The organism is Shinella sumterensis, assembly GCF_004514425.2.
GTDB lineage: Bacteria > Pseudomonadota > Alphaproteobacteria > Rhizobiales > Rhizobiaceae > Shinella > Shinella sumterensis.
On sequence record NZ_MYFN02000013.1, the window covers coordinates 1 to 18,361 of the forward strand.

Below are 18,361 nucleotides of genomic sequence, written 5' to 3' on the forward strand. Positions count from 1 at the left end.
CCGACAAATGGCAGTACGCACGGCAGATTGCGGCCGCGTTGCAGAATGGCGGACTGACTGGTCCCTCGATGACCTTGCCGCTCACCTACAACTGGATGATGGGCTTTCCGCCTGGGTGGCTGGCACGCGCATTGCAGTCGGCGGTCCAAAAGGGACTTCTGCAGCAAGCCTCATTGTCGAAGCGTTCGGCGATGCCGTCGTCCCGCAAATCCCCGAAGCCATAGGCCGTGCGATCCTCCGGACCGAACGCGCGCTAGCCGTTGCTTATGGGAGGGCGGCATGAACGACATCACCCTCCTCAAGGAAGAGATAGCCGAGCTCGAAGCCCAGATCACCAGGATCAAAGGGAGCATGGGCAAGGCCGACAATGGGGTGAAGCTCCATAAGCTCGCGGTGATCACTCGCCTGCGCGATCGATGCGTGCGGTCTCTTGCCAACCTCGAAAACAGGAGGGCGAGCGCATGAACCGCGTCGTCATCAATATGGACGCCCAGGGCGGCTTTACCGTCTACAGCGACGAGCCAATCGAGTTCTTCGCGGTATGCGACTTCACGCCCAACGACCGCGTCTATCAGGGCAAGGTAGAGGTAGGCGTCGAGAAGGTGCAGGCGCAGCTTCGCTCCGATCCTATCGGCCATTTCCACGACGATCATTTCCTCGGTACCGGCCACGGTCCTCGTAAGCCGCCCTCACGGCGAAAGCTGAAGGTGGTGGAATGATCTCCTTCCTCGAAGCCTACATCCTATACGGCCCCGACGTTGAGAAGATCGCCTTAGCTGTCGGCATAAAGCCGCATGAAGCCGACCGACAGATTAACGAGGAGATGAACCGTCGGCATGCGGGTTTCGGGCGCGGCGCCTTGTCTGAGGAGGCCTTGGCGTGGCGTGACCGGAATCGAGATTTGTGTGCCTCGCTTTTCAGGGAGGCGCGCGGATGAATACCGCCAAACTATTCCTGCCGTGGCCCGACAAGGCGCTAAGCCCGAATGCTCGCGGTCACTGGGCATCACTCCACCGGGCGAAAAGAAAGGCGAAGAGTGATGCGTTCTTCGCCGTCAAGGAGGCTGGCATTGGCAAGATCGAGGCCGATCGTCTGACGGTGCGATATTCCTTCTACCCTCCAAGCCACCGAACCTATGACCTGGACAATCTCGTCGCCAGCATGAAGGCGGCCGCCGACGGCATCGCCTTGGCGATTGGCGTGGATGACAGCAAGTGGGATCTCGCCATTTCACCGCGCGGCCCGGTCGAGCGGAACGGAATGGTGAAGGTTGAACTGGAGTGGGCACCATGAGCCGGTGGGTCCGCATGCAGGTCGATCTTCACGAGCATAGCGTTTTCGCGCCGGAGCCTTTCACCGAGCGCGAAGCCTGGCAGTGGATGATTGGCCGTGCGGCGTGGAAAGAGACGGCGCACCGCGTCGGCGCGTCGGTCCACAAGGTTCCGGTCGGCAGCTTCTTTGCGACCATCAGGGAAATGCAGGCGGTCTGGAAATGGACCTCGACGCGGCGTGTCGCGCAGTTCCTCGACTTGCTCACAAGCCAGAACATGATTGAAACACGCTCTGAAACAGGAAAGACGCTCGTAACCGTCTGTAATTACGTACGTTATCAGAACGGTGAAACACACTCTGAAACACCAGAGAGCCCGAAACCGAAACAAGAACGAAACACTAAAGACACCAATACACCAACCACCAAGGATACATCCTCACTTCGTTCGGATGTTTGCCCGGAGCCGGATGAATCCGCTCCGGCCTCGTCCTCGCCTTCGGTGATCGATCTCCCTGCCACTCAGGGCCAGGTTGTCGGCATCTCTCAAGCCGACGTTGCGGAGTGGCAGAGCGCTTTCCCGGCTGTCGACGTTCCCCAGCAGCTTCGCGCCATGCGGCAATGGCTCATCGCAAACGAGAGGAACCGCAAGACGGCGCGCGGCATGCGCAAGTTCGTCGTGTCGTGGCTTTCCCGCGATCAGGACCGCGGCGGCCGTCTGGCGACCTTTCAGCATTCGCAAGCCCCGCCTCAGAAATCAGCCTTCCAGCAGCGTCAGGACAGCATCTACCAAAAACTGAAACGCGAGACAGGAGACCGAGATGACGAATTTGCCGGCACAACTCTCGACCTTGGATCAGGAGATTACCGCCCTCACTGAGCAGCTTTCGCCGGCTGGGCCGGATGACATCGCAAAGGCCATCGCCTCGCTGATGGACGGTGGCATGCTCTTCCCGCAGTCGATCAAGGCCGCCGACCCGGTCGAGGAATATCGCATCGTCCTCAAGGGCGTGCCGATCTGCGGCCTTCGAGCCGCATTCATCAAGCTCAAGCGCGGCGAGTATCCCGATCTCAACCCGGCGTTCATCCCGCTCCCAGCGGCTCTTGCGCGGCTGGCGCGAGATGAGGCGGCCGGCAAAACCGAGCTGCGACGGATGGCCTCCGAGCGTCGACGCGGACTGCTGGATAGCGCGCAGCTCGTCGCCGAGCAGAAGGTGATTTCCCAGGAGAAGCGCCGGAAGGCCAGCGAGATCATCGCCCAGGTGGCCGCCGCGCGCCGCGCAGAGGAGAATGCGGCATGAACGCTCACATCAAGCGGAACGACAAGACGAGTATCAGAATCGGCATCATCAAGGAAATCTACCAGCCCGGCATGTCGGCGCTCGACATCGCCAACGCCGTCGCGGCCCGAACTCATGAGCAGCTATCCCGCATGGTGATCATGGGCATCTATGCCCGCAACCGTGCCGAACTGGCGGAATATCCCCTGCGGGCGTGGGGCGAGACCAAGCAAAGCGCGAAGCTCAAGCGTGACCGGCGCCATCGCGAGAACGATGCGAAGCGCGAGCGCCGCCGGCTTGCCAGGATCCAGCGTGAGGCAGAGCGCGCGGCCGCACCACCGCGCCCCCGGAAAGAGCGAAAAGCGCCCGAGCCGTCAGAGCCGCAGGCCTACGACGCGACTGCCACGCTCAAGCGCCTCTTCGAACTCGGCGCGCATGAATGCCGCTGGCCGATCATCGGCAGCAAGGCGGATACCCTGTTCTGTGGCCATCGGGCGGCCGGCGTCTATTGCGACCATCACCAGCTTCGCAGCGTCGGCAAGGGGACCATATCTGAGCAGCGGGCGCCGAACGATCTTAGGAGGTATGCGGCATGAATACGACGAAAACGAACTGGTACGCGGTTCGCGCAAAACCCGGCACACAGCGGATGGCAAGGCCGATCCCCTTGGCCGCAAACGCCACCTACAAGCAAGAAGCCGAATGGGAGCGCCGCAAGGGCGAGAGCATCCTCGAGCGTCAGCTTCGTCAGGAGGGCATCGACGTCTTCATGCCGTCCTACTGGATCCGAACCAAGCACCATCGGACCAACAAGCTCATCGAGCGCCGGCAGCCGTTCCTTGTCGGCTATGCCTTTGTTCATCTGCCGCGGCTTGAGTTCGAGCGGGTGAGGGCGGTTGACGCCGTCATGTGCATGCTGGCGCCGACCCGAACCGCCGGCCCGGTGCGTTTCCCTGAGAACATGATCGCTCAGTTCATGATGGATGAGTTCGAGGCGGATCAGGCCCACAAGCTTCAGGAATGGTCCGACATGGAGCGCCAGCGTTTCAACAAGCAGAACCATCTTCGCGGCCAGTTGAAGAAGGTGCTGCCGAAGGGCCGGAACCCGAAAACATCCCTCCGCGAGCACGCTGATATGGCGATCGACAGGCTGAGTGAGGTGGTCCGCGCCCGCGTTCTGGCAATTACTGCACAACTTGATGCGCTGGAAGCCGCCGAGACGCTTGCGGAAATTGATCAGGTCGCTTAGAATCACCGAAATCTTTGGTGATTTGTGGCTGTTCTGATCGCGGACCTCGATTAACGAGGGAACACTCGCCGGGCCACGGGGCGGATTTCACCGCGCCCCGCGCTGAAGAATATTGCCGAAATTCTGATAAGGAAAAAGCGGCGTGCCCCGTTTGTTCGAGTGCGCCGCCCTTGCGCTACACGGCTATGCGGCGTGCCGCTTTATCTGCCGCTTTGCGGTCATCGCCATACTGAGCAAGGATATTCGCGGCATCCTCAACAGAGATCCGATGCTTCTTCGCCAGTGTCTTGGCATCAAAATTCTGTGCGGACGCCGAGGCGTCTTTCGACTGTGCCATGGTTTTTCTCCTAGGGATTGCCGGATGGCATGAGCGCCACGAGGCGCGCCTACCCGATGAGCCTTATGTAGGTGGTCACCGCCCATATAGCAACAAGCTGAAATCTAAGAGGATCCGTCTCACCTCAAGTCAAGGAAAGCCTGTCCATCTGAGGATGCCTCCACCAAGGACGAGCGGCTAGGCCGGAAGGGTAGCCCGGCGATAGCTAAAATGCCGATGATAGCGTTCATTGGGTGTGAACAGGGCCATGATACAACGATGCCGGACGATGATGTTCGGTACTGTTCTGGGCTAGCAGCATGCAAAGCAACCGAACATCTATAAGTGGCCCAGCGGTCGTCCATCTCCTCTTGCTTGTGAGGCGACGTGAACGAGACAGGGTCCATTATCGACATAGTGACGGTACACTCGCCCTCGGAACTCCAAATGGAATGGGTGATCGCGGCGGTGGCCGCGCTGTGCACTGGTTGGGCGATACACTTCGCCTTGTCTGAATATTTCCGGCGGTCCGCTTGGAGGGGGAAGAGCTCAGCGACCGAAAGTCGGTTCCGTAATGTGTTCGCAATGATGAATGAGGACCGGCGCCAATCGATCATCCGCTATCATATGCAAAAGTATGAATGTGGCCGCGAAGAAGCGATGCGCCGTGCTATTGACGATAAAAGCCGTGACTCTGAACGATGGTCGTGAAGCTTTGAAAGTTTGGAATGGGGCGGCGCCTTGATCACGCGCTCGCGACGTAGCTCAACTGGTAGAGCCACTGCATCGCAGTAGGTTGGGGTTCGAGTCCCCCGTCTTTCCCATTCCAAAGCCCATCGGGAAGGCGGATAGTCATTCGTGAAGGCCGGGGTTCGTGCCCGGCCGTTCCTTCCCGACCCCATACGGCATAGCCATAACAGAACCGGCCACGGCCGGCAGACGGTAGCCTTCGGGCCGGTCAAGCAGATTGCCGCGCTGGTGCACACAGCGGCAAGACCGTGGCGGGCGATATCGCTGGAGCCGTCATCAATCACAGCCCGCCGCGCCTCCTGGCGGCGGGCCAAGCCCAGACACCGCCGAGCTTTATCCGCCCATCTGAGCCATACGGTTCGCCATCCACCCGATATAGGCGGTCCGCGTCATTGCTCGGCGCTTCGCCTCTCCGTCGATGAAAGCCAGCGTTCCCTCTTCAAGAAAGAGGTTGATGCGCACGGGCTTCCCACCGGGGCGGATGAGGGGAACTGTCGTCAAGGTAGAGCCCTCGGGTACCTCGACGGATTCCAACGGTGACGGTGTGGCCAACTGCTCGCCGAGTTCTTCGCAGCTTCGGGCATAGTCTCGCAACGCATCCTCAGCGTTCAACAGCGCCGCGTCGATGGTGTCACCCATCGCAACTACGCCGTCGAGATCGGGAAACACGACGCCATAGGCGCCGGCCTCACCATCGATCAATGCAGGATATCTGAACATTCTTGCCCTCCTTGGCACGTATTCATGAAAAGGGACGTAAAACTCGCAAAGATCGGATGGGCCTAGATGGCCCACCCTGCTTTCTTGGCGATTGATCGGGCTACTCCGGGGGTGACTTCCTTGTGCCGTGGCACTTGCGTGTCGCCTTTTTCCGGGTGGCGGTAAACATCGTGGTTTCCGCCGTGTCGCTCCAATCGCCAACCGTCTTGTTTCAGACGCTTGATGATCTTTGCCGTGTTTGTTTCCATCACCTCTCCGTTGTTTCTATGAGTATATTTATACTCAAAATCGTGGCAGAGGTCAAGAGGCTATGAGTAAATAATTGCGCATTTCGGTGCGCTACCCCTCCACCCCAGCAGAAAGGAACCAGCATGAACAGCATCCGAAGTCTGATCTGTGCCGGCCTCGCCATTGCGGCCATGGCCTTCACCATCGCAGCGCCGGCCGTCGCGGCCACGCCCACCGATCCCGGTGTCTATGAAGCCGTGAAGGCCTCGATCGAGAAGCCGATGATCCACCAGGTCTATGCCGACGTCGTCTGCCTCAGCGTCATCGCCCCGTCGGCCGAGCCCCACAGCGCGGCCACCCGAAGTTCGGTCGACCTCTCCAGCCTGAACGTTGCCAGCACGCCCGTCGCCGTCGAAGCATACCGCCATATCGACCCTGACATCGGCGCCCGAGCGGGCATCTAACCCCCGCATACCCGAAACGAGAGCCGGGCTTAGGTCCGGCTCTCTAAATCTAGATCAAAATTTCCTTCTACTTCATGTTTGCCGGCTTCCCCGGATTGAACTCGCCATCACTTCCATAGTGGCCGCCAATCGTGCCGTCATCTTTCAAGACCACTGTCCCTGGTTCACCTTTTGGGTTGGCGATTTCAGGTCTCAGGATGTCGCCTAGCGTGTCTAGAAGTGCTTGAGTCGAGCCAGCTGGCGCGGGAAGCTTTGTCAGATCGTATCGGGTGCCGTTCAATTCAATTTGCAGTTTCGTGCCGACAGGCACTTCCTGAGGGTCTAGTTTTACCGTGTTGCAGGTACACGAGCATGTATTCTGATCAACGCTGATCGAGCATGCTTTGGTTTCAAGGAGCGCCTGCGGGCATACCAGAGCACATACGCTCTGCGCATGTGCCGGCAACGCTGCCGTGAAGATAATAGCTGACAGTATTGCGAAACGTTTCATTCCCAACCTCCCAGTTAGCCCAGGCCAGCCCGGAAAATGGGCGGCATGAGAAGTTCGCGCAGCGCTGATCCGAAAGCAAGCCATGATTGAGCGCCCACAACCTCCAGAAAGCATGTTCGGAATAGATGGCGCGCCATTCATGCCCGCGCTCAGTATGTCGGAGTGGGTAGGGGTTACCCTACTGGATGAGTCCTCGCCGGTAGCGAACCCCGAGCACGCCCATCTGGCAGACGCTCACATCGGCTATCTCTGGGCCACGGTCGAAAACACCCGCAAGGGCAAGCGTGTCATAGGCCAGTGCGAGACTGGCACCCCTCAGGGCGCGATGGGCAAGTGGGCAAAGGCCCGCGTCGAACAGCAGATCACCGAATGGTTCGGCTCAGTGCCTGACTTCATCATCACGCTCGATGCCAACTACTGCGCACAGTGCGGCGATGCTGAGTTCATGGCGCTGGTTGAGCACGAACTCTATCACGCCGCCCTGGACGTCGACAGCTTCGGCGCCCCGAAGTTCAACAGCCAGACCGGCCGCCCGGTCTTCACCATCCGCGGGCATGACGTAGAGCAGTTCATCGGTGTGGTTCGCCGCTACGGGGCAGACGCCGCCGGTGTGCGCGAACTCGTAGACGCGGCCAGCCGGCCGCCTGAGGTTGCCCGCGCTCATATCGAGCATGCATGCGGGACCTGCAATCTGCGCGTGGCTTAGGGCTTCATGCATCCTGCTTTGATCATGAGGCTGTCGAGATCAGTTGCGGTGTCATCGTGCCGCTGCAAGATTCTCTGCCATTCAGGGTCGGTAGGTAGATCGCCCAGCCTACTACGGATCCAGTCAGCTTGATCGAGGTGCTGTTGTCTCATCGCGTAGAGATCCGCGCACCAGTCTTTGTTACTCATTGCCCCATTCTCCCTTTTGACCGGACTTTGACGCGCCAATGGCTAAAGCAAAGCTAACCGATGAGGTGAAAACCTACATCGTGCAAGCCCTGGCATGTTTCGACGCCCCGTCGATTGTCGCGGCCGCAGTCAAGAAGGAGTTCGGCATCGAGGTCAGCCGACAGCTTGTAGAGAGCCACGACCCGAACAAGAAGGCAGCATCCGGTCTGGCGCCCAAGTGGCGAGTGCTTTTTGAAGAGACGCGCAAGACCTTCCTTGAGGATACAGCATCCATCGGTATCAGCCACCGCGCCGTTCGTCTTCGCGCTCTTCAGCGTATGGCCGACAAGGCAGAGGGGCAGGGCAACATGGTGCTGGCATCCTCGCTGTTGGAGCAGGCAGCCAAAGAGGTCGGCAACTCGTACACCAACCATCGCAAGCTGGATCACACCTCCAGCGACGGCACGATGACCCCGCCGCCCAGCGAAATAAGGATCGTGGCAGCCGATGACCGTAGCGACGATCAGGCTTCCTCGTAAGCTTGTCCCGGTCTTCTCTCCGGCGCGAGGCGCGGTTCAGTATCGAGGAGCAAGAGGCGGGCGAGGGAGCGGCAAGAGCTTCAACTTCGCCAAGATGGCGGCGGTATGGGGATATGCAGAGCCGCTGCGTATCCTCTGCACCCGAGAATTTCAAGCTTCGATCAAGGAGAGCTTTCACGCCGAACTGAAGGCGGCGATTGCATCGGAGCCATGGCTTGAGGGCCATTACGACGTCGGCGTGGATTACCTGAAGGGCAAGAACGGGACGGAATTCATCTTCCGCGGCCTTCGCCAGTCGGTGAACACTATCAAGTCGCTTGCGAAGATAGACCTTACCATCGTCGAGGAGGCAGAGGACGTTCCCGAGGCCGCATGGCTCGCGCTTGAGGCGACGGTGTTCCGCCAGCCGAAAAGCGAACTGTGGCCGATATGGAACCCGCGCCTTGAAGGCTCGCCGGTCGATCTGAGGTTTGTGAAGAATCCGCCGGCCAATGCCCGCATCGCCGAACTGAACTGGGACGACAACCCATACTTCCCGCCCGGCCTCGATACGCTGCGCCGGCGCGAGCAGGAGCGTCTAGACCCGAACACATATGCTCATGTCTGGGAAGGCGCATACCTCACCAACTCCGACAAGCAGGTGATGGGCGGCAAATGGGCGATTGAGGAATTTGAACCCGGCGCCGATTGGGAAGGCCCATACCAGGGCGGCGACTTTGGCTTCGCGCAGGATCCCACAGCCGCTGTGCGGTGCTGGATTCATGGCGACGGCCTCTATGTCAGCCATGAGGCGTTCAAGGAGCAGCTGGAGCTCGATCATACCGCCGAGTTCGTCTCGCGCCACATACCGGATTTCGCGAAGCACACGACGCGGTGGGACAATGCCCGGCCGGAATCTATCAGCTATCTCACGCGCCACGGTCTGCCCCGTTCGGTCGCGGTCGACAAATGGCAGGGCAGCGTAGAGGACGGAATTCAGTTCCTGCGCTCGTTCCGCAAGATCATCGTGCATCCCCGCTGCAAGAGGCTGCAGCAGGAAATGCGCCTCTACTCCTACAAGGTCGATCGCAACACGGGTGACATCCTGGCCGTGATCGTAGACGCCCATAACCATGGGATCGATGCGCTTCGATATGCGGTCACGCCGATGATCAAGCGCGGTTTCAAATACGGAATGCTGGGTGTTGTCTGATGCTGTTTCTTGACCGATTGCAGAACTTCGTCAGCGGCCTTGGCACGGCAAAGGACAAGAAGGTTGGCAACACCTTCATCTTCACGCCGATCGATCCTCAGCAGCTCGTTGCCATGCACCGGTCGGACTGGATGGGCCGGAAGGTCGTTGACATCATACCCGACGACATGACCCGTGAGTGGCGGGAGTGGAAGGCCGACGAGGCGGTTGTCGAGGCTATCGAGAAGGTCGAGCGCGCGCCGCAGATCAACATCCAGGCCAAGGTCAATGAGGCCATGCAACTTGCCCGCCTCCGCGGCGGTTCGCTCATGATCATCGGTGTTGATGCCGGCGATCCGAGTGAGGAGCTTGTCCTTGAGCGCGTCGGCAAGGATGCCCTGAAATACGTCCATGTTCTTAGCCGGGATCAGGTAAGCTTCACGGATATCAACCGGGACATCACATCGCCCTACTACGGCGAGCCGATGATGTGGCGCTTCACCAGCAGCGCTGGAACGACCGTGGATATCCACCCGTCTCGCGTCATCCGCTTTGTCGGCGCGCCGATCCTCGACAAAAGCTCGGCCGGCGACGATGTGTGGGGCGATAGCGTCTTGCAGATCGTCTATGACGCGCTCCAGAACGCAGCGTCAACACAGGAGCATACAGCCTCGCTGATCCCCGAGGCCAAGACCGACGTGATCTACATGCCGGGCCTGTCCGAGGTGCTGCGCAACCCAGTCACGACCCAGCAGCTCACCGAGCGCTTCACCTACGCCAACACGATGAAGAGCATGTTCAATATGCTGCTTCTGGAAGGCAACGGCGGCACGGGCGAGAATGCGCAGGGAGAGAAGTGGGAACAGAAGACGATAAGTTTCAGCCAGTTCCCTGAGCTTCTTCGTCAATATCTTCAAGTCGCATCGGGGGCTGCCGATATCCCGATGGTGCGGTTCTTGCAGGATGCGCCCTCTGGGCTCGGCTCGAACGGCGAGATCACGCTGAAAAACTACTATGACAGGATCGGCGCCGACCAGCGCAACAAGCTGTCGCCGGCCCTGTGGCGGTTCGATGAGATCTGCATTCGCTCGGCCACGGGCAAGCGCGATCCGAAAATCTACTACGAGTGGGCGCCGCTCTATAGCCAGACCGAGAAGGAGCGCGCCGAAGTCTTCAAGATCAACGCCGAGGCGGCCCGCGCCATCGTCGGCAGTGGCACGGGGCAGGAGCTGATCACCCGCGAGGCCGTGTCCAAGGCTCTCATCTCGCGCATAGAGGAAGATGGAAACCTGCCTGGACTTGCGGCCGCGGTGGAAAAGTTTGGATCGATCGAGGAAAACGAGCCGACGGATGAGGAGCTTGCAGCGGCGGCAACAGCCCAAAGGGCGAAAGCCAGCAAAGTGACGCGCATGCAGGCGGCAGCGAACGACGCCGCGCCTCGCACGCTTTATGTCCGCCGTGACGTCCTGAACGCCGCCGAGATCATCGCATGGGCCAAGGGGCAGGGGTTCAAGACCACGCTTCCGGCGGATGACCTGCACGTCACCATCACGTTCAGCCGCACCCCTGTTGACTGGATGGAGATGGGCAGCACATGGGAAGATGAGGTCAAGATCCCGCGCGGGGGCGCCCGGCTGATGGAGAAGTTCGGCGAGGCGCGCGTCCTCCTGTTCAACTCGAACATGCTCCGTTGGCGCCATGACGAGATGGTCGACAAGGGCGCATCATGGGATCACCCGGAATACCAGCCTCACATCACCATCAGCTATGACCCGGATACCCCGGACCTTGCCGATGTCGAGCCCTATCAGGGTGAAATCGTGCTTGGCCCGGAGGTGTTTGAGGAGGTCAAGGAAAACTGGCAGTCGGGAATTCGCGAGGCATAGCCCGTGATGGGGATTTCCCACCACGGATCTGCCTCACCGCTGTACCGCCACTGCGACCAGTTTCCACCTGATAGGCGAAGGCGGATTGTGCTGGTGGTGGTTTTGCGGAGGCAACGGATTGCCTTTGTTCGCTGCGATTTCGTCACCGCAGTGGATGCAGCGGTAGATTGCTGAATCGGGCGAGATGAACCCCGGGGGGCGTTCAACGTCGAAGTTCGCGTGATTACTCTGCTGTAGGTAGTTCGCATACTTGTATAGGGCCATAGCATCCTCCCTGTTGGCGGGATTATTACAGCGCCAAATCAACCAAGAGTCGAGTCCATATAAGGGCGACGTCATGAACTTTACCGACGCTGTAGCGGTGTCCGGCACGCGCCGGACGGCCGATGGATACCTTGTTGCTGAGGCGCGCTCTGTCCGAACCGGCATTCAGCTTTATGCGGGTTCCGAAGTCGGAAAGCCGGGACTTCCCGTGGTGCGCGTCTATCGCCCGGCCGATCAGGTCTTCGCCGACGCCAGCCTCCAGAGCTTCACACATGCCCCGGTGACGATGGATCACCCGGCAGAGGCTGTCACGGCCGACAACTGGAAGAAGCTCGCAGTCGGCGAGGTCAGCACGGCTGCCAAGAAGGATGGCGAGTGGGTGCACCTGCCGCTGATCCTGAAGGACGCCGCAGCGATTGAGGCCGTCGAGACAGGCAAGCGCGAGCTGTCGGCCGGCTACACCTGCGAACTCGTCTGGGGCGACGGCGTGGCCCCGGATGGCTCGGCCTTCGACGCCCAGCAATCGAACATCAAGATCAACCACCTCGCGATCGTTGATCGGGCGCGGGCTGGTTCCAAAGCTCGCATCGGTGACGGTGCGATTTCGTGGGGCGCCGCCCCTGTGACCAATGATCAGCAACCCGAAAAGGAAAAGATCATGACCCTGAAGACGGTTACCGTCGATGGCATCCCGGTCGAAGTAACCGACCAGGGGGCCACGGTGATCGGCACGCTGCAGTCGCGACTTGCCGATGCCAACACGAAGTTCATCGACGCCGAGAAGGCGCACCAGACGGCCATCGCCGCCAAGGACGCCGAATTGGCCAAAAAGGACGCCGAAATCGACGCCCTGAAGGCCAAGGTTCTCGATGAAAAGGCCCTCGACGCCAAGGTGCAGGCCCGTGCGGACCTCATTTCCGTCGCCAAGTCCATCGCCAAGGACGTGAAGACGGAAGGCCTGACCGACGCCGATATCCGCAAGGCCGTCGTCGTCGCCAAGCTCGGCGATGCGGCACTCGCCGGCAAGCCCGAGGCCTACATCGACGCGCGCTTCGACATCCTGGCCGAAGACGCCAAGGCGAATCCCGATCCGTTCGCCCGTGCAGTATCCGATGGCCTCAAGGTCATTTCCAACGACGCATGGGGCGACAATGTCTTCGCCACGGCCGGCGTCGGCCTGAAGAAGGAGGCCTGATCCATGGCTACTCTCTACGAAAAGCGCGGCACGGCAAACTTTCTGGTTTCCGAAGCCAACGGCATGTATCGCTCCCGCGACGAGGTCACGGTCGCCGCTGGCTCCGCACCGGGCCTGCTTGCCGGCACGATCCTCGGCAAACTGACGTCCGGCGGCAACTACGTCGCCTACGATCCTGGCGCTTCGAGCGGCGCCCAGACCATCGCCGGAATCCTCTTTGAAGCCGCCGTTGGCACCGTGAAGCGCACGGTCGTCACCCGCGACTGCGAAGTGAACGGCGCTCATCTCATCTATCAGGCCGGCGCCAATGACGCTGCGAAGGCTACGGCCAACGCTGCGCTCAAGGCGCTCGGCATCATTGTCCGATAAAGGAGGCCGAAACCATGGCATCTATGGATATTTTCAACAGCTCGGCCTTCTCCATGACCTCGCTTACCGGCGCGGTCCAGAAGGTCGGCTATAAGCCGCAGGTTCTCGGCCAGCTGGGCATCTTCGAGCCCATGCCGGTTCGTACGCGCTCGATCTTCGTCGATCGCCGTGAGAACGCGCTCACTTTGATCCCCTCCAGCCCCGTCGGCGCGCCCCCGAAGGAACTGCAGGTCGATCCCCGCAACGCAGTGCCCCTGAAGACGGTCCGCCTTGCCAAGGGCTTCACGCTCTATGCGGAAGAGGTGCAGGGGATCCGCGCTTTCGGCTCCGATACCGAATTCTCGCAGGTGCAAGCAGAATACCTGCGCCGCATGGCGATGGTTCGCGACGACATGGAACTCACCCACGAGTACCACCGTCTCGGAGCCCTGCAGGGTCTCCTGCTGGATGCGGACGGCACGTCGGTGATCTACAACTACTTCACCGAGTTCGGTGTCACTGAATCGGCCGCCATCGACTTCGACCTCGACAACGCCTCTCCGGCAACAGGTGCGGTGCGCCTGAAGTGCGCCGAGGTGATCCGGTCGATGGCACGCTCCGCCGGCGGGGCCTTCACGCCCGCGACGACCGTCCACGCTCTGGTCGGTGACGCATTCTATGATGCGCTTATCACGCATCCCGAGGTGGAGAAGACCTATCTGAACTGGGCGGCTGCCGCAGATCTGCGTGGCGACAAGTCCTGGCAGTCGTTTACCTACGGCGGCATCACCTGGCACAACTACCGTGGAACCGACGATAACTCCACGGTGGCCATCGACCCGGACGAGGCGAAGTTCTTCCCCGTTGGCGCACGCGACATCTTCAAGGTCGCTTACGCCCCCGCGGAGTTCGGCCCCTACGTCAACACGCTCGGGCAGGAGACGTACGCCATCAACATCCCCGACCGGGACCGTCAGGCATGGACGCGCGGCGAACTCTACAGCTACCCGCTGTACTTCGTTCAGCGTCCCGACGTCCTGCGCAAGGGCACGAGGACCTGACCATGGCCGAGATCAACGTCAAGAACGGAAGCCATGTCGACAAGGCTTTCAAAGTGAAGGGCGGGCACCATGTCGTGCCCGCAGGGAAAGCCGATACGGTCAGGGATGCGCGCGAACCGACGGAAGAGCAGATCGACGCGCTGGCGCGCGACGGCGTGAAGGTCACTGTCGTCGCCGATGGCGAGAAGACTGCGGATGCCGGCGATCAGCCCAAGAACGCAACGGAAGTCCTGGCTATGGCCAACGATCCGGCCGTCCAGTTCATGTCCTTCAAGTCGGCGGCAGCCAAACTCCTCGGTGAAAAGACCCCGTCCAAGAAGGACGAGATCATCGCTGCTCTGGAAGAGCTGGCGACGCAGCCCTGAGACCTTGCCCGGCGGGCGACTGCCGGGCAAACACCAAAGGAGGAAGACATGGCCGGATACGGTACGAGAGCGGATTTCACGACGTACGCGACCGCGGCCGGCTATGCCTTCCCCGATGGAACGACCGATGCCCAGAAAGACGCTGCCATGCAGCGCGGCTCTCTGGTGATCGATCGGTATGAGCCACGGTTCAACGGGCGCAGGACGGGTGGCTTCGCTCAGGAGCGCGCGTGGCCCCGCACGGGCGCCACCACCTATTACGGAGAGGCGATCCCGGCCGACACTGTGCCCGTCGCCATCATCAACGCGTCCTATGAGGCGGCATTCCTCGAACTAACGAACCCGGGCAGCCTTTCGCCGGTCGTGACCGGAACCTCGACCGTTAAGCGGGAGAAGGTCGGGCAGATCGAGGTGGAGTATTCAACGTCCTCATCGACGAGCGTCGCTGACATGATTGCGATGGCAACGCCCGTCGTGACTGTGATCGAAGGCCTTCTATGGCCTTTCCTCTGCCCGGTCGTTGTGGGCGTCCTGGTGGTCTAGAAAACGGCCAGGTACTTCAGCAGCGAAATGACGCCGATGATGATGACGATGATGCGAGCAATCTGCTTCATCTTCGCGTCGACCGGCAGCATGCCGATGAGATAAAGCACCAGCACGATTACCAGAAACGTGATCAAGATGCTGACCAAAACTGATGTTCCCAAAACCCCAACTCCTAAAGCGAGCGCTGAATTGCGCTGTAGGGGCGTATCTATGGCGTTGAAATCAGAAGGAAAGGGCGTGCGTGCGAAATGGTGAATGCGCTTTATCCGAAGCTTCAGCAAACCGCGGCGCGCCTCATCGCCAAGTTCGGCCAGGCCGGCGCCATCCGTCGCACGACGACAAGCGGCCCGGCCTACGACCCGGAGACGGTCACCACCGACCACGCCTGCCAGCTGGCCGTCATGCAGTACACCGACGACAAGATAGACGGCACGCTCATCATGAGGGGCGATAAGCTAGTCTACCTCTCGACCGCCGGTCTCTCGATCGAGCCCAGCACGGCCGACAAAGTGGTGATCGGCGGCGAGGAGCACGCCATCGTCAACGTCAAGCCGCTGTCGCCCGCCGGGCTGGTGGTGTTCTGGGAAGCACAGGCACGTCAATGAACGACAACGTCCACCCATCTCTTGCGGGCCGCCTGATGGTACGGGGCGCGCTGATCGCGTTCGTCGTGGGCGCCTTTGCTCACCTCGGATGGGCGGCGGCCGGCTGGCTGATCGGATAGAGCATGACATTTGACGAACTGCTTGAGCGCTACGAGCCACGGCTTGCGGCGGCATTTCGCGAGTGCATCGAGGCGATCAAGTCGGGCATCGTGCTCAAGACGGTTGTCGAGCGCTTGGAGCGTGGCGACATCTATGGCGCCGTGCAGGCGATCCAGTTCGAGCCGGAGGCCTTCGCCGCACTGGAGCTAGCCTTGCAGGAGGCATTCAACGCCGGCGGCGTGAACATGGTCGAGAGCCTGCCGAAGCTGGTCGCGCCGGACGGCACGCGGGTTCTGTTTCAGTTCGGCGTCCGCAACCTTGAAGCCGAGGCGCTGCTTCGGTCGCAGTCGTCGGAGCTTGTGACCCGGATCACAGAGGATCAACGCGAGGCGCTGCGCATCGCATTCGAAAGCGGCCTGTCGCGCGGGCAGAACCCGACCGCGACAGCGCTTGAGGTCGTCGGGCGCATCAGCCGTGTGACCGGACGGCGGGAAGGGGGCTTGATCGGGCTCACGTCCCGGCAGGTGGAGTTCATCAGCCGAGCGCGCGAAAGCCTGCTTGCCGGCGATGTTGAGGGAATGCGCCGCTATCTCGATCTGAAGACGAGAGACCGGCGTTATGACCGAACCGTGGCCAAGGCCATTCGCGAGGGCAAGCCGGTACCGGCCGACATGGTGGCGAAGATGATCGGCCGGCTGTCCGACCGCAACCTTCTCCTGCGCGGCCAGACCATTGCCCTTGAGGAGACCCGCACAGCGCTGTTCTCGGTCCGCGACAACGCAATCCGCCAGCAGATCCAGGCGGGCAAGATCGCCGCGCAGGAGGTCACCAAGCACTGGCTGCATTCCGGCTCCGAACACCCACGCTTGCAGCACATTGAGATGGCCGCCCGCTACAAGGCCGAAGGCGTGCCGCTGGATCAGCCGTTCATCGCCGCCGATGGCACTGCGCTCATGCATCCGCACGACCCAAAGGCGCCGGCGCGGCACAAGATCGGGTGCAAGTGCCGCATGAGCTACGAAATCGACTACATCGCCGCCGGCCTGCGCCGGTACCGCGCCCGAGCCGCCTGATGGCAACGCTTTCTTTTGCCGCCGCCGTCGCCGGCTGGGCCGAGAAGGTGCCGGAGGCTGTGGAAGCGGTTAGAAACCAGAGTGCCGCCGACGTTGTGAACGATATGCAAACCTTGCGCTCTGAAGGCGGGCGCATGCGGTATGACACGGGCTTTCTCTGGGCATCGCTCATGGCCAGTACATCAGCGATGCCGGGTATCAATCCCAGCGCCCGGCCAGCGGAGGGCAGTAGCTATGCCTTCGACTTCGGGCAGGTTGAGGCGGTTATTGCCGGAGCCTCACTCGATGACACGCTTTACTTCGGCTACACGGCCTCGTATGCGGCGCACCGCGAATACGGCGCCAACGGCCAGCCAGCCGACGGTTTCGTGCGTCTCGCCGCCATGAACTGGCAGCAGATCGTCAATCGGAACGCAGAGAAGGTTCGGAAGGCATTTGGCCTGTGAGACCTTCCGATTTCATCACCATCGCCGCCTGAAGCGCGAAGATCGAGACGCGGACGGTTTTCAAGGTGTTTTCGCCAAACTCAGTGGCGCCTTTCTCGGTAGCCGCGTGCAGCCATAGCCTGTGGAGCAGGTCGTAGACCTCTGCATCTGATAGCGGCGGCTTTTCGGACATGAAGGATTGATACATGGCGCAAGGCACCGACGCAACGATCCTTGCCGCGCTGCTGGATCATCTCGGCAAGCTGACATTCACGCCGGCCTTGCAGATCGCGATGCCGGGTATCGACTTCCCGGCCGCCGGCCAGGCCAAGCCCGACAACTACCTCCAGGCGTCATTCCTGCCGAACGACACGACGAACACCGAGCTTGGGGCAGGGCAGGAGCAGCACCGCGGAATCCTGCAGGTGTCTGTCTATTGGAAGAAGGGCGTCGGCCACATCAAGCCGCTGGAGGCCGCCAGCCGCATCATCAACCACTTCGCCAAGGGCACAACGCTGCACAAGGGCGGGCTCAAGGTCGTGATCGATCGCACGCCCTATGCAGCATCGCCCCTCCAAGAAACTGACCGTGTGCAGGTGCCTGTCACGGTTCGCTATCACGCCTTCGCTTAAGGAAAGGACACCACCATGGCAGGCTTGAAGACGACCCTCGCGGGCGCAACCGTGTCGATCAGCACGACCGCCGTCACGCTTCCCCTCAACGCGGCGGCCTTTGCTGCCCTGACCTTCACGCCCATCGGCTCGGTCGGGAACTTGGGCGACTATGGTTCGGCGCCGAATATCGTGTCGTACAACACGCTCGATACCGAAGTGACCTCGAAAGCCAAGGGCGTCGAGGATGCCGGAGAGCTGTCGATCGAGGTCGCGCGCATCTTCGACGATCCGGGCCAGATCGCCATTCGCGCCGCGGCGGCTACGAAGTTCTACTACGCCATCAAGATCGAGTATGCCGATGCGCCGACTGAAGACTGGTCGAACACGATCATGTACGCCGCCGGCCCGGTGTCCGGCCCCCAGCTGCTCGGCGGTTCCACGGATGATTTCATTCGCGAGAGCTACACGGTGGCGTTCACCGATCAGCGTCCGCTCTTCATCGCGCCCGTCGAAACCCCGTAAGGTGATCC

Annotated in this window: 31 protein-coding genes; 26 read left to right on the top strand and 5 right to left on the bottom strand. The window is 61.0% G+C overall.

Annotated features, from left to right (window positions below; genetic code table 11):
- The 9 genes from B5M41_RS20450 to B5M41_RS20490 form a co-directional block, all read left to right on the top strand.
- Positions 1-224 (top strand): hypothetical protein (locus tag B5M41_RS20450; RefSeq protein ID WP_230640073.1); only part of this gene is annotated, 224 nt, incomplete at its 5' end.
- A 55-nt stretch (positions 225-279) separates the two neighbouring features.
- Positions 280-465 (top strand): hypothetical protein, encoded by a 186-nt coding sequence (locus tag B5M41_RS20455; RefSeq protein WP_134652940.1) that lies wholly within the window; start codon positions 280-282, stop codon positions 463-465.
- Positions 462-719 (top strand): hypothetical protein, encoded by a 258-nt coding sequence (locus tag B5M41_RS20460; RefSeq protein WP_134652938.1) that lies wholly within the window; start codon positions 462-464, stop codon positions 717-719. The genes B5M41_RS20455 and B5M41_RS20460 overlap by 4 nt, the downstream gene beginning before the upstream one ends.
- Positions 716-937: a hypothetical protein gene (locus tag B5M41_RS20465; RefSeq protein ID WP_134652936.1), complete on the top strand. Its 222-nt coding sequence runs from the start codon at positions 716-718 to the stop codon at positions 935-937. Before B5M41_RS20460 ends, B5M41_RS20465 begins: the two co-directional genes overlap by 4 nt.
- Positions 934-1,293, top strand: a complete 360-nt coding sequence (locus B5M41_RS20470; protein ID WP_134652934.1) for a RusA family crossover junction endodeoxyribonuclease — start codon at positions 934-936, stop codon at positions 1,291-1,293. Before B5M41_RS20465 ends, B5M41_RS20470 begins: the two co-directional genes overlap by 4 nt.
- Positions 1,294-1,307: 14 nt before the next feature.
- Positions 1,308-2,150, top strand: coding sequence for a hypothetical protein (locus B5M41_RS20475; protein WP_230640250.1), 843 nt, complete (start codon positions 1,308-1,310; stop codon positions 2,148-2,150).
- A complete protein-coding gene (locus tag B5M41_RS27050) occupies positions 2,092-2,571 on the top strand; it encodes a hypothetical protein (RefSeq protein WP_134652930.1) in 480 nt (159 codons plus the stop codon). The genes B5M41_RS20475 and B5M41_RS27050 overlap by 59 nt, the downstream gene beginning before the upstream one ends.
- A complete protein-coding gene (locus tag B5M41_RS20485) occupies positions 2,568-3,146 on the top strand; it encodes a GcrA family cell cycle regulator (protein ID WP_134652928.1) in 579 nt (192 codons plus the stop codon). The genes B5M41_RS27050 and B5M41_RS20485 overlap by 4 nt, the downstream gene beginning before the upstream one ends.
- Positions 3,143-3,799, top strand: a complete 657-nt coding sequence (locus B5M41_RS20490; RefSeq protein WP_134652926.1) for a hypothetical protein — start codon at positions 3,143-3,145, stop codon at positions 3,797-3,799. Before B5M41_RS20485 ends, B5M41_RS20490 begins: the two co-directional genes overlap by 4 nt.
- A gap of 175 nt (positions 3,800-3,974) precedes the next feature.
- Here B5M41_RS20490 and B5M41_RS20495 read toward each other — a convergent pair whose 3' ends face one another.
- Entirely contained in the window at positions 3,975-4,136 is a 162-nt protein-coding gene (locus tag B5M41_RS20495) for a hypothetical protein (RefSeq protein ID WP_167719503.1), read from the bottom strand.
- 426 nt (positions 4,137-4,562) lie between these two features.
- Here B5M41_RS20495 and B5M41_RS20500 point away from each other — a divergent pair, with 426 nt between their 5' ends.
- Positions 4,563-4,826, top strand: coding sequence for a hypothetical protein (locus tag B5M41_RS20500; protein ID WP_134652924.1), 264 nt, complete (start codon positions 4,563-4,565; stop codon positions 4,824-4,826).
- A 372-nt stretch (positions 4,827-5,198) separates the two neighbouring features.
- On the opposite strand, the gene B5M41_RS20505 is transcribed toward B5M41_RS20500, so the two are convergent.
- Complete coding sequence (locus B5M41_RS20505; protein WP_134652922.1) at positions 5,199-5,585, bottom strand: type II toxin-antitoxin system HicB family antitoxin; 387 nt, start codon at positions 5,583-5,585, stop codon at positions 5,199-5,201.
- A gap of 62 nt (positions 5,586-5,647) precedes the next feature.
- Positions 5,648-5,833 carry a type II toxin-antitoxin system HicA family toxin gene (locus B5M41_RS20510; RefSeq protein WP_134652920.1) on the bottom strand — a complete coding sequence of 62 codons (186 nt, stop codon included), beginning with the start codon at positions 5,831-5,833 and terminating at the stop codon, positions 5,648-5,650.
- Positions 5,834-5,956: 123 nt separating this feature from the next.
- Between B5M41_RS20510 and B5M41_RS20515 the strand changes: the two genes are divergently transcribed.
- Positions 5,957-6,277 (top strand): hypothetical protein, encoded by a 321-nt coding sequence (locus B5M41_RS20515; protein WP_134652918.1) that lies wholly within the window; start codon positions 5,957-5,959, stop codon positions 6,275-6,277.
- A 67-nt stretch (positions 6,278-6,344) separates the two neighbouring features.
- Here B5M41_RS20515 and B5M41_RS20520 read toward each other — a convergent pair whose 3' ends face one another.
- Positions 6,345-6,767, bottom strand: coding sequence for a hypothetical protein (locus B5M41_RS20520; protein ID WP_134652916.1), 423 nt, complete (start codon positions 6,765-6,767; stop codon positions 6,345-6,347).
- 82 nt (positions 6,768-6,849) lie between these two features.
- Between B5M41_RS20520 and B5M41_RS20525 the strand changes: the two genes are divergently transcribed.
- From B5M41_RS20525 to B5M41_RS20565, 9 genes are all read left to right on the top strand, one after another.
- Complete coding sequence (locus B5M41_RS20525) at positions 6,850-7,473, top strand: putative metallopeptidase (RefSeq protein ID WP_134652914.1); 624 nt, start codon at positions 6,850-6,852, stop codon at positions 7,471-7,473.
- Between the two features lie 226 nt (positions 7,474-7,699).
- Positions 7,700-8,179 (top strand): DUF2280 domain-containing protein, encoded by a 480-nt coding sequence (locus B5M41_RS20530; RefSeq protein WP_134652912.1) that lies wholly within the window; start codon positions 7,700-7,702, stop codon positions 8,177-8,179.
- Positions 8,148-9,371, top strand: coding sequence for a PBSX family phage terminase large subunit (locus tag B5M41_RS20535; RefSeq protein ID WP_134652910.1), 1,224 nt, complete (start codon positions 8,148-8,150; stop codon positions 9,369-9,371). The genes B5M41_RS20530 and B5M41_RS20535 overlap by 32 nt, the downstream gene beginning before the upstream one ends.
- The gene (locus B5M41_RS20540; RefSeq protein WP_134652908.1) at positions 9,371-11,236 is read left to right on the top strand and encodes a phage portal protein; all 1,866 of its coding nucleotides are present in this window, start codon (positions 9,371-9,373) and stop codon (positions 11,234-11,236) included. Before B5M41_RS20535 ends, B5M41_RS20540 begins: the two co-directional genes overlap by 1 nt.
- A 337-nt stretch (positions 11,237-11,573) precedes the next feature.
- Positions 11,574-12,695 carry a DUF2213 domain-containing protein gene (locus B5M41_RS20545; protein ID WP_230640252.1) on the top strand — a complete coding sequence of 374 codons (1,122 nt, stop codon included), beginning with the start codon at positions 11,574-11,576 and terminating at the stop codon, positions 12,693-12,695.
- 3 nt (positions 12,696-12,698) lie between these two features.
- Positions 12,699-13,064 carry a head decoration protein gene (locus tag B5M41_RS20550; protein WP_134650891.1) on the top strand — a complete coding sequence of 122 codons (366 nt, stop codon included), beginning with the start codon at positions 12,699-12,701 and terminating at the stop codon, positions 13,062-13,064.
- 14 nt (positions 13,065-13,078) lie between these two features.
- Positions 13,079-14,104 (top strand): major capsid protein, encoded by a 1,026-nt coding sequence (locus B5M41_RS20555; RefSeq protein WP_134650892.1) that lies wholly within the window; start codon positions 13,079-13,081, stop codon positions 14,102-14,104.
- A gap of 2 nt (positions 14,105-14,106) precedes the next feature.
- Entirely contained in the window at positions 14,107-14,469 is a 363-nt protein-coding gene (locus B5M41_RS20560) for a hypothetical protein (protein WP_134650893.1), read from the top strand.
- A gap of 48 nt (positions 14,470-14,517) precedes the next feature.
- Positions 14,518-15,012 carry a DnaT-like ssDNA-binding protein gene (locus B5M41_RS20565; RefSeq protein WP_134650894.1) on the top strand — a complete coding sequence of 165 codons (495 nt, stop codon included), beginning with the start codon at positions 14,518-14,520 and terminating at the stop codon, positions 15,010-15,012.
- Here the strand turns inward: B5M41_RS20565 and B5M41_RS20570 are convergent.
- The gene (locus tag B5M41_RS20570) at positions 15,009-15,176 is read right to left on the bottom strand and encodes a Thivi_2564 family membrane protein (protein WP_304951167.1); all 168 of its coding nucleotides are present in this window, start codon (positions 15,174-15,176) and stop codon (positions 15,009-15,011) included. The two genes, B5M41_RS20565 and B5M41_RS20570, sit on opposite strands and share 4 nt — an antisense overlap.
- A gap of 87 nt (positions 15,177-15,263) precedes the next feature.
- Here B5M41_RS20570 and B5M41_RS20575 point away from each other — a divergent pair, with 87 nt between their 5' ends.
- The 6 genes from B5M41_RS20575 (at position 15,264) to B5M41_RS20595 (ending at position 18,353) form a co-directional block, all read left to right on the top strand.
- Positions 15,264-15,620, top strand: coding sequence for a hypothetical protein (locus tag B5M41_RS20575; RefSeq protein ID WP_134650895.1), 357 nt, complete (start codon positions 15,264-15,266; stop codon positions 15,618-15,620).
- Positions 15,617-15,739 (top strand): hypothetical protein, encoded by a 123-nt coding sequence (locus B5M41_RS26905; RefSeq protein WP_268998397.1) that lies wholly within the window; start codon positions 15,617-15,619, stop codon positions 15,737-15,739. Before B5M41_RS20575 ends, B5M41_RS26905 begins: the two co-directional genes overlap by 4 nt.
- Positions 15,740-15,742: 3 nt before the next feature.
- Positions 15,743-16,792 carry a head morphogenesis protein gene (locus tag B5M41_RS20580; protein ID WP_134650896.1) on the top strand — a complete coding sequence of 350 codons (1,050 nt, stop codon included), beginning with the start codon at positions 15,743-15,745 and terminating at the stop codon, positions 16,790-16,792.
- The gene (locus B5M41_RS20585; protein ID WP_134650897.1) at positions 16,792-17,238 is read left to right on the top strand and encodes an HK97 gp10 family phage protein; all 447 of its coding nucleotides are present in this window, start codon (positions 16,792-16,794) and stop codon (positions 17,236-17,238) included. The genes B5M41_RS20580 and B5M41_RS20585 overlap by 1 nt, the downstream gene beginning before the upstream one ends.
- Before the next feature lie 185 nt (positions 17,239-17,423).
- The gene (locus B5M41_RS20590) at positions 17,424-17,849 is read left to right on the top strand and encodes a phage tail terminator-like protein (protein ID WP_134650899.1); all 426 of its coding nucleotides are present in this window, start codon (positions 17,424-17,426) and stop codon (positions 17,847-17,849) included.
- A gap of 15 nt (positions 17,850-17,864) precedes the next feature.
- Positions 17,865-18,353, top strand: coding sequence for a hypothetical protein (locus B5M41_RS20595; RefSeq protein ID WP_134650900.1), 489 nt, complete (start codon positions 17,865-17,867; stop codon positions 18,351-18,353).
- Positions 18,354-18,361: the final 8 nt, after the last annotated feature.

What these genes read in the sequence shown, in the direction of transcription:
- B5M41_RS20580 (WP_134650896.1), top strand. Translation starts at nt 15,743, where the DNA reads ATGACATTTGACGAACTGCTTGAGCGCTACGAGCCACGGCTTGCGGCG.
- B5M41_RS20500 (WP_134652924.1), top strand. Translation starts at nt 4,563, where the DNA reads ATGGAATGGGTGATCGCGGCGGTGGCCGCGCTGTGCACTGGTTGGGCG.
- B5M41_RS20455 (WP_134652940.1), top strand. Translation starts at nt 280, where the DNA reads ATGAACGACATCACCCTCCTCAAGGAAGAGATAGCCGAGCTCGAAGCC.
- B5M41_RS20590 (WP_134650899.1), top strand. Translation starts at nt 17,424, where the DNA reads ATGGCGCAAGGCACCGACGCAACGATCCTTGCCGCGCTGCTGGATCAT.
- B5M41_RS20520 (WP_134652916.1), bottom strand. Translation starts at nt 6,767, where the DNA reads ATGAAACGTTTCGCAATACTGTCAGCTATTATCTTCACGGCAGCGTTG.
- B5M41_RS20585 (WP_134650897.1), top strand. Translation starts at nt 16,792, where the DNA reads ATGGCAACGCTTTCTTTTGCCGCCGCCGTCGCCGGCTGGGCCGAGAAG.
- B5M41_RS20465 (WP_134652936.1), top strand. Translation starts at nt 716, where the DNA reads ATGATCTCCTTCCTCGAAGCCTACATCCTATACGGCCCCGACGTTGAG.
- B5M41_RS27050 (WP_134652930.1), top strand. Translation starts at nt 2,092, where the DNA reads ATGACGAATTTGCCGGCACAACTCTCGACCTTGGATCAGGAGATTACC.
- B5M41_RS20505 (WP_134652922.1), bottom strand. Translation starts at nt 5,585, where the DNA reads ATGTTCAGATATCCTGCATTGATCGATGGTGAGGCCGGCGCCTATGGC.
- B5M41_RS20495 (WP_167719503.1), bottom strand. Translation starts at nt 4,136, where the DNA reads ATGGCACAGTCGAAAGACGCCTCGGCGTCCGCACAGAATTTTGATGCC.
- B5M41_RS20510 (WP_134652920.1), bottom strand. Translation starts at nt 5,833, where the DNA reads ATGGAAACAAACACGGCAAAGATCATCAAGCGTCTGAAACAAGACGGT.
- B5M41_RS20535 (WP_134652910.1), top strand. Translation starts at nt 8,148, where the DNA reads ATGACCGTAGCGACGATCAGGCTTCCTCGTAAGCTTGTCCCGGTCTTC.
- B5M41_RS20540 (WP_134652908.1), top strand. Translation starts at nt 9,371, where the DNA reads ATGCTGTTTCTTGACCGATTGCAGAACTTCGTCAGCGGCCTTGGCACG.
- B5M41_RS26905 (WP_268998397.1), top strand. Translation starts at nt 15,617, where the DNA reads ATGAACGACAACGTCCACCCATCTCTTGCGGGCCGCCTGATGGTACGG.
- B5M41_RS20565 (WP_134650894.1), top strand. Translation starts at nt 14,518, where the DNA reads ATGGCCGGATACGGTACGAGAGCGGATTTCACGACGTACGCGACCGCG.
- B5M41_RS20575 (WP_134650895.1), top strand. Translation starts at nt 15,264, where the DNA reads ATGGTGAATGCGCTTTATCCGAAGCTTCAGCAAACCGCGGCGCGCCTC.
- B5M41_RS20595 (WP_134650900.1), top strand. Translation starts at nt 17,865, where the DNA reads ATGGCAGGCTTGAAGACGACCCTCGCGGGCGCAACCGTGTCGATCAGC.
- B5M41_RS20555 (WP_134650892.1), top strand. Translation starts at nt 13,079, where the DNA reads ATGGCATCTATGGATATTTTCAACAGCTCGGCCTTCTCCATGACCTCG.
- B5M41_RS20475 (WP_230640250.1), top strand. Translation starts at nt 1,308, where the DNA reads ATGCAGGTCGATCTTCACGAGCATAGCGTTTTCGCGCCGGAGCCTTTC.
- B5M41_RS20490 (WP_134652926.1), top strand. Translation starts at nt 3,143, where the DNA reads ATGAATACGACGAAAACGAACTGGTACGCGGTTCGCGCAAAACCCGGC.
- B5M41_RS20550 (WP_134650891.1), top strand. Translation starts at nt 12,699, where the DNA reads ATGGCTACTCTCTACGAAAAGCGCGGCACGGCAAACTTTCTGGTTTCC.
- B5M41_RS20470 (WP_134652934.1), top strand. Translation starts at nt 934, where the DNA reads ATGAATACCGCCAAACTATTCCTGCCGTGGCCCGACAAGGCGCTAAGC.
- B5M41_RS20525 (WP_134652914.1), top strand. Translation starts at nt 6,850, where the DNA reads ATGATTGAGCGCCCACAACCTCCAGAAAGCATGTTCGGAATAGATGGC.
- B5M41_RS20560 (WP_134650893.1), top strand. Translation starts at nt 14,107, where the DNA reads ATGGCCGAGATCAACGTCAAGAACGGAAGCCATGTCGACAAGGCTTTC.
- B5M41_RS20545 (WP_230640252.1), top strand. Translation starts at nt 11,574, where the DNA reads ATGAACTTTACCGACGCTGTAGCGGTGTCCGGCACGCGCCGGACGGCC.
- B5M41_RS20485 (WP_134652928.1), top strand. Translation starts at nt 2,568, where the DNA reads ATGAACGCTCACATCAAGCGGAACGACAAGACGAGTATCAGAATCGGC.
- B5M41_RS20515 (WP_134652918.1), top strand. Translation starts at nt 5,957, where the DNA reads ATGAACAGCATCCGAAGTCTGATCTGTGCCGGCCTCGCCATTGCGGCC.
- B5M41_RS20530 (WP_134652912.1), top strand. Translation starts at nt 7,700, where the DNA reads ATGGCTAAAGCAAAGCTAACCGATGAGGTGAAAACCTACATCGTGCAA.
- B5M41_RS20460 (WP_134652938.1), top strand. Translation starts at nt 462, where the DNA reads ATGAACCGCGTCGTCATCAATATGGACGCCCAGGGCGGCTTTACCGTC.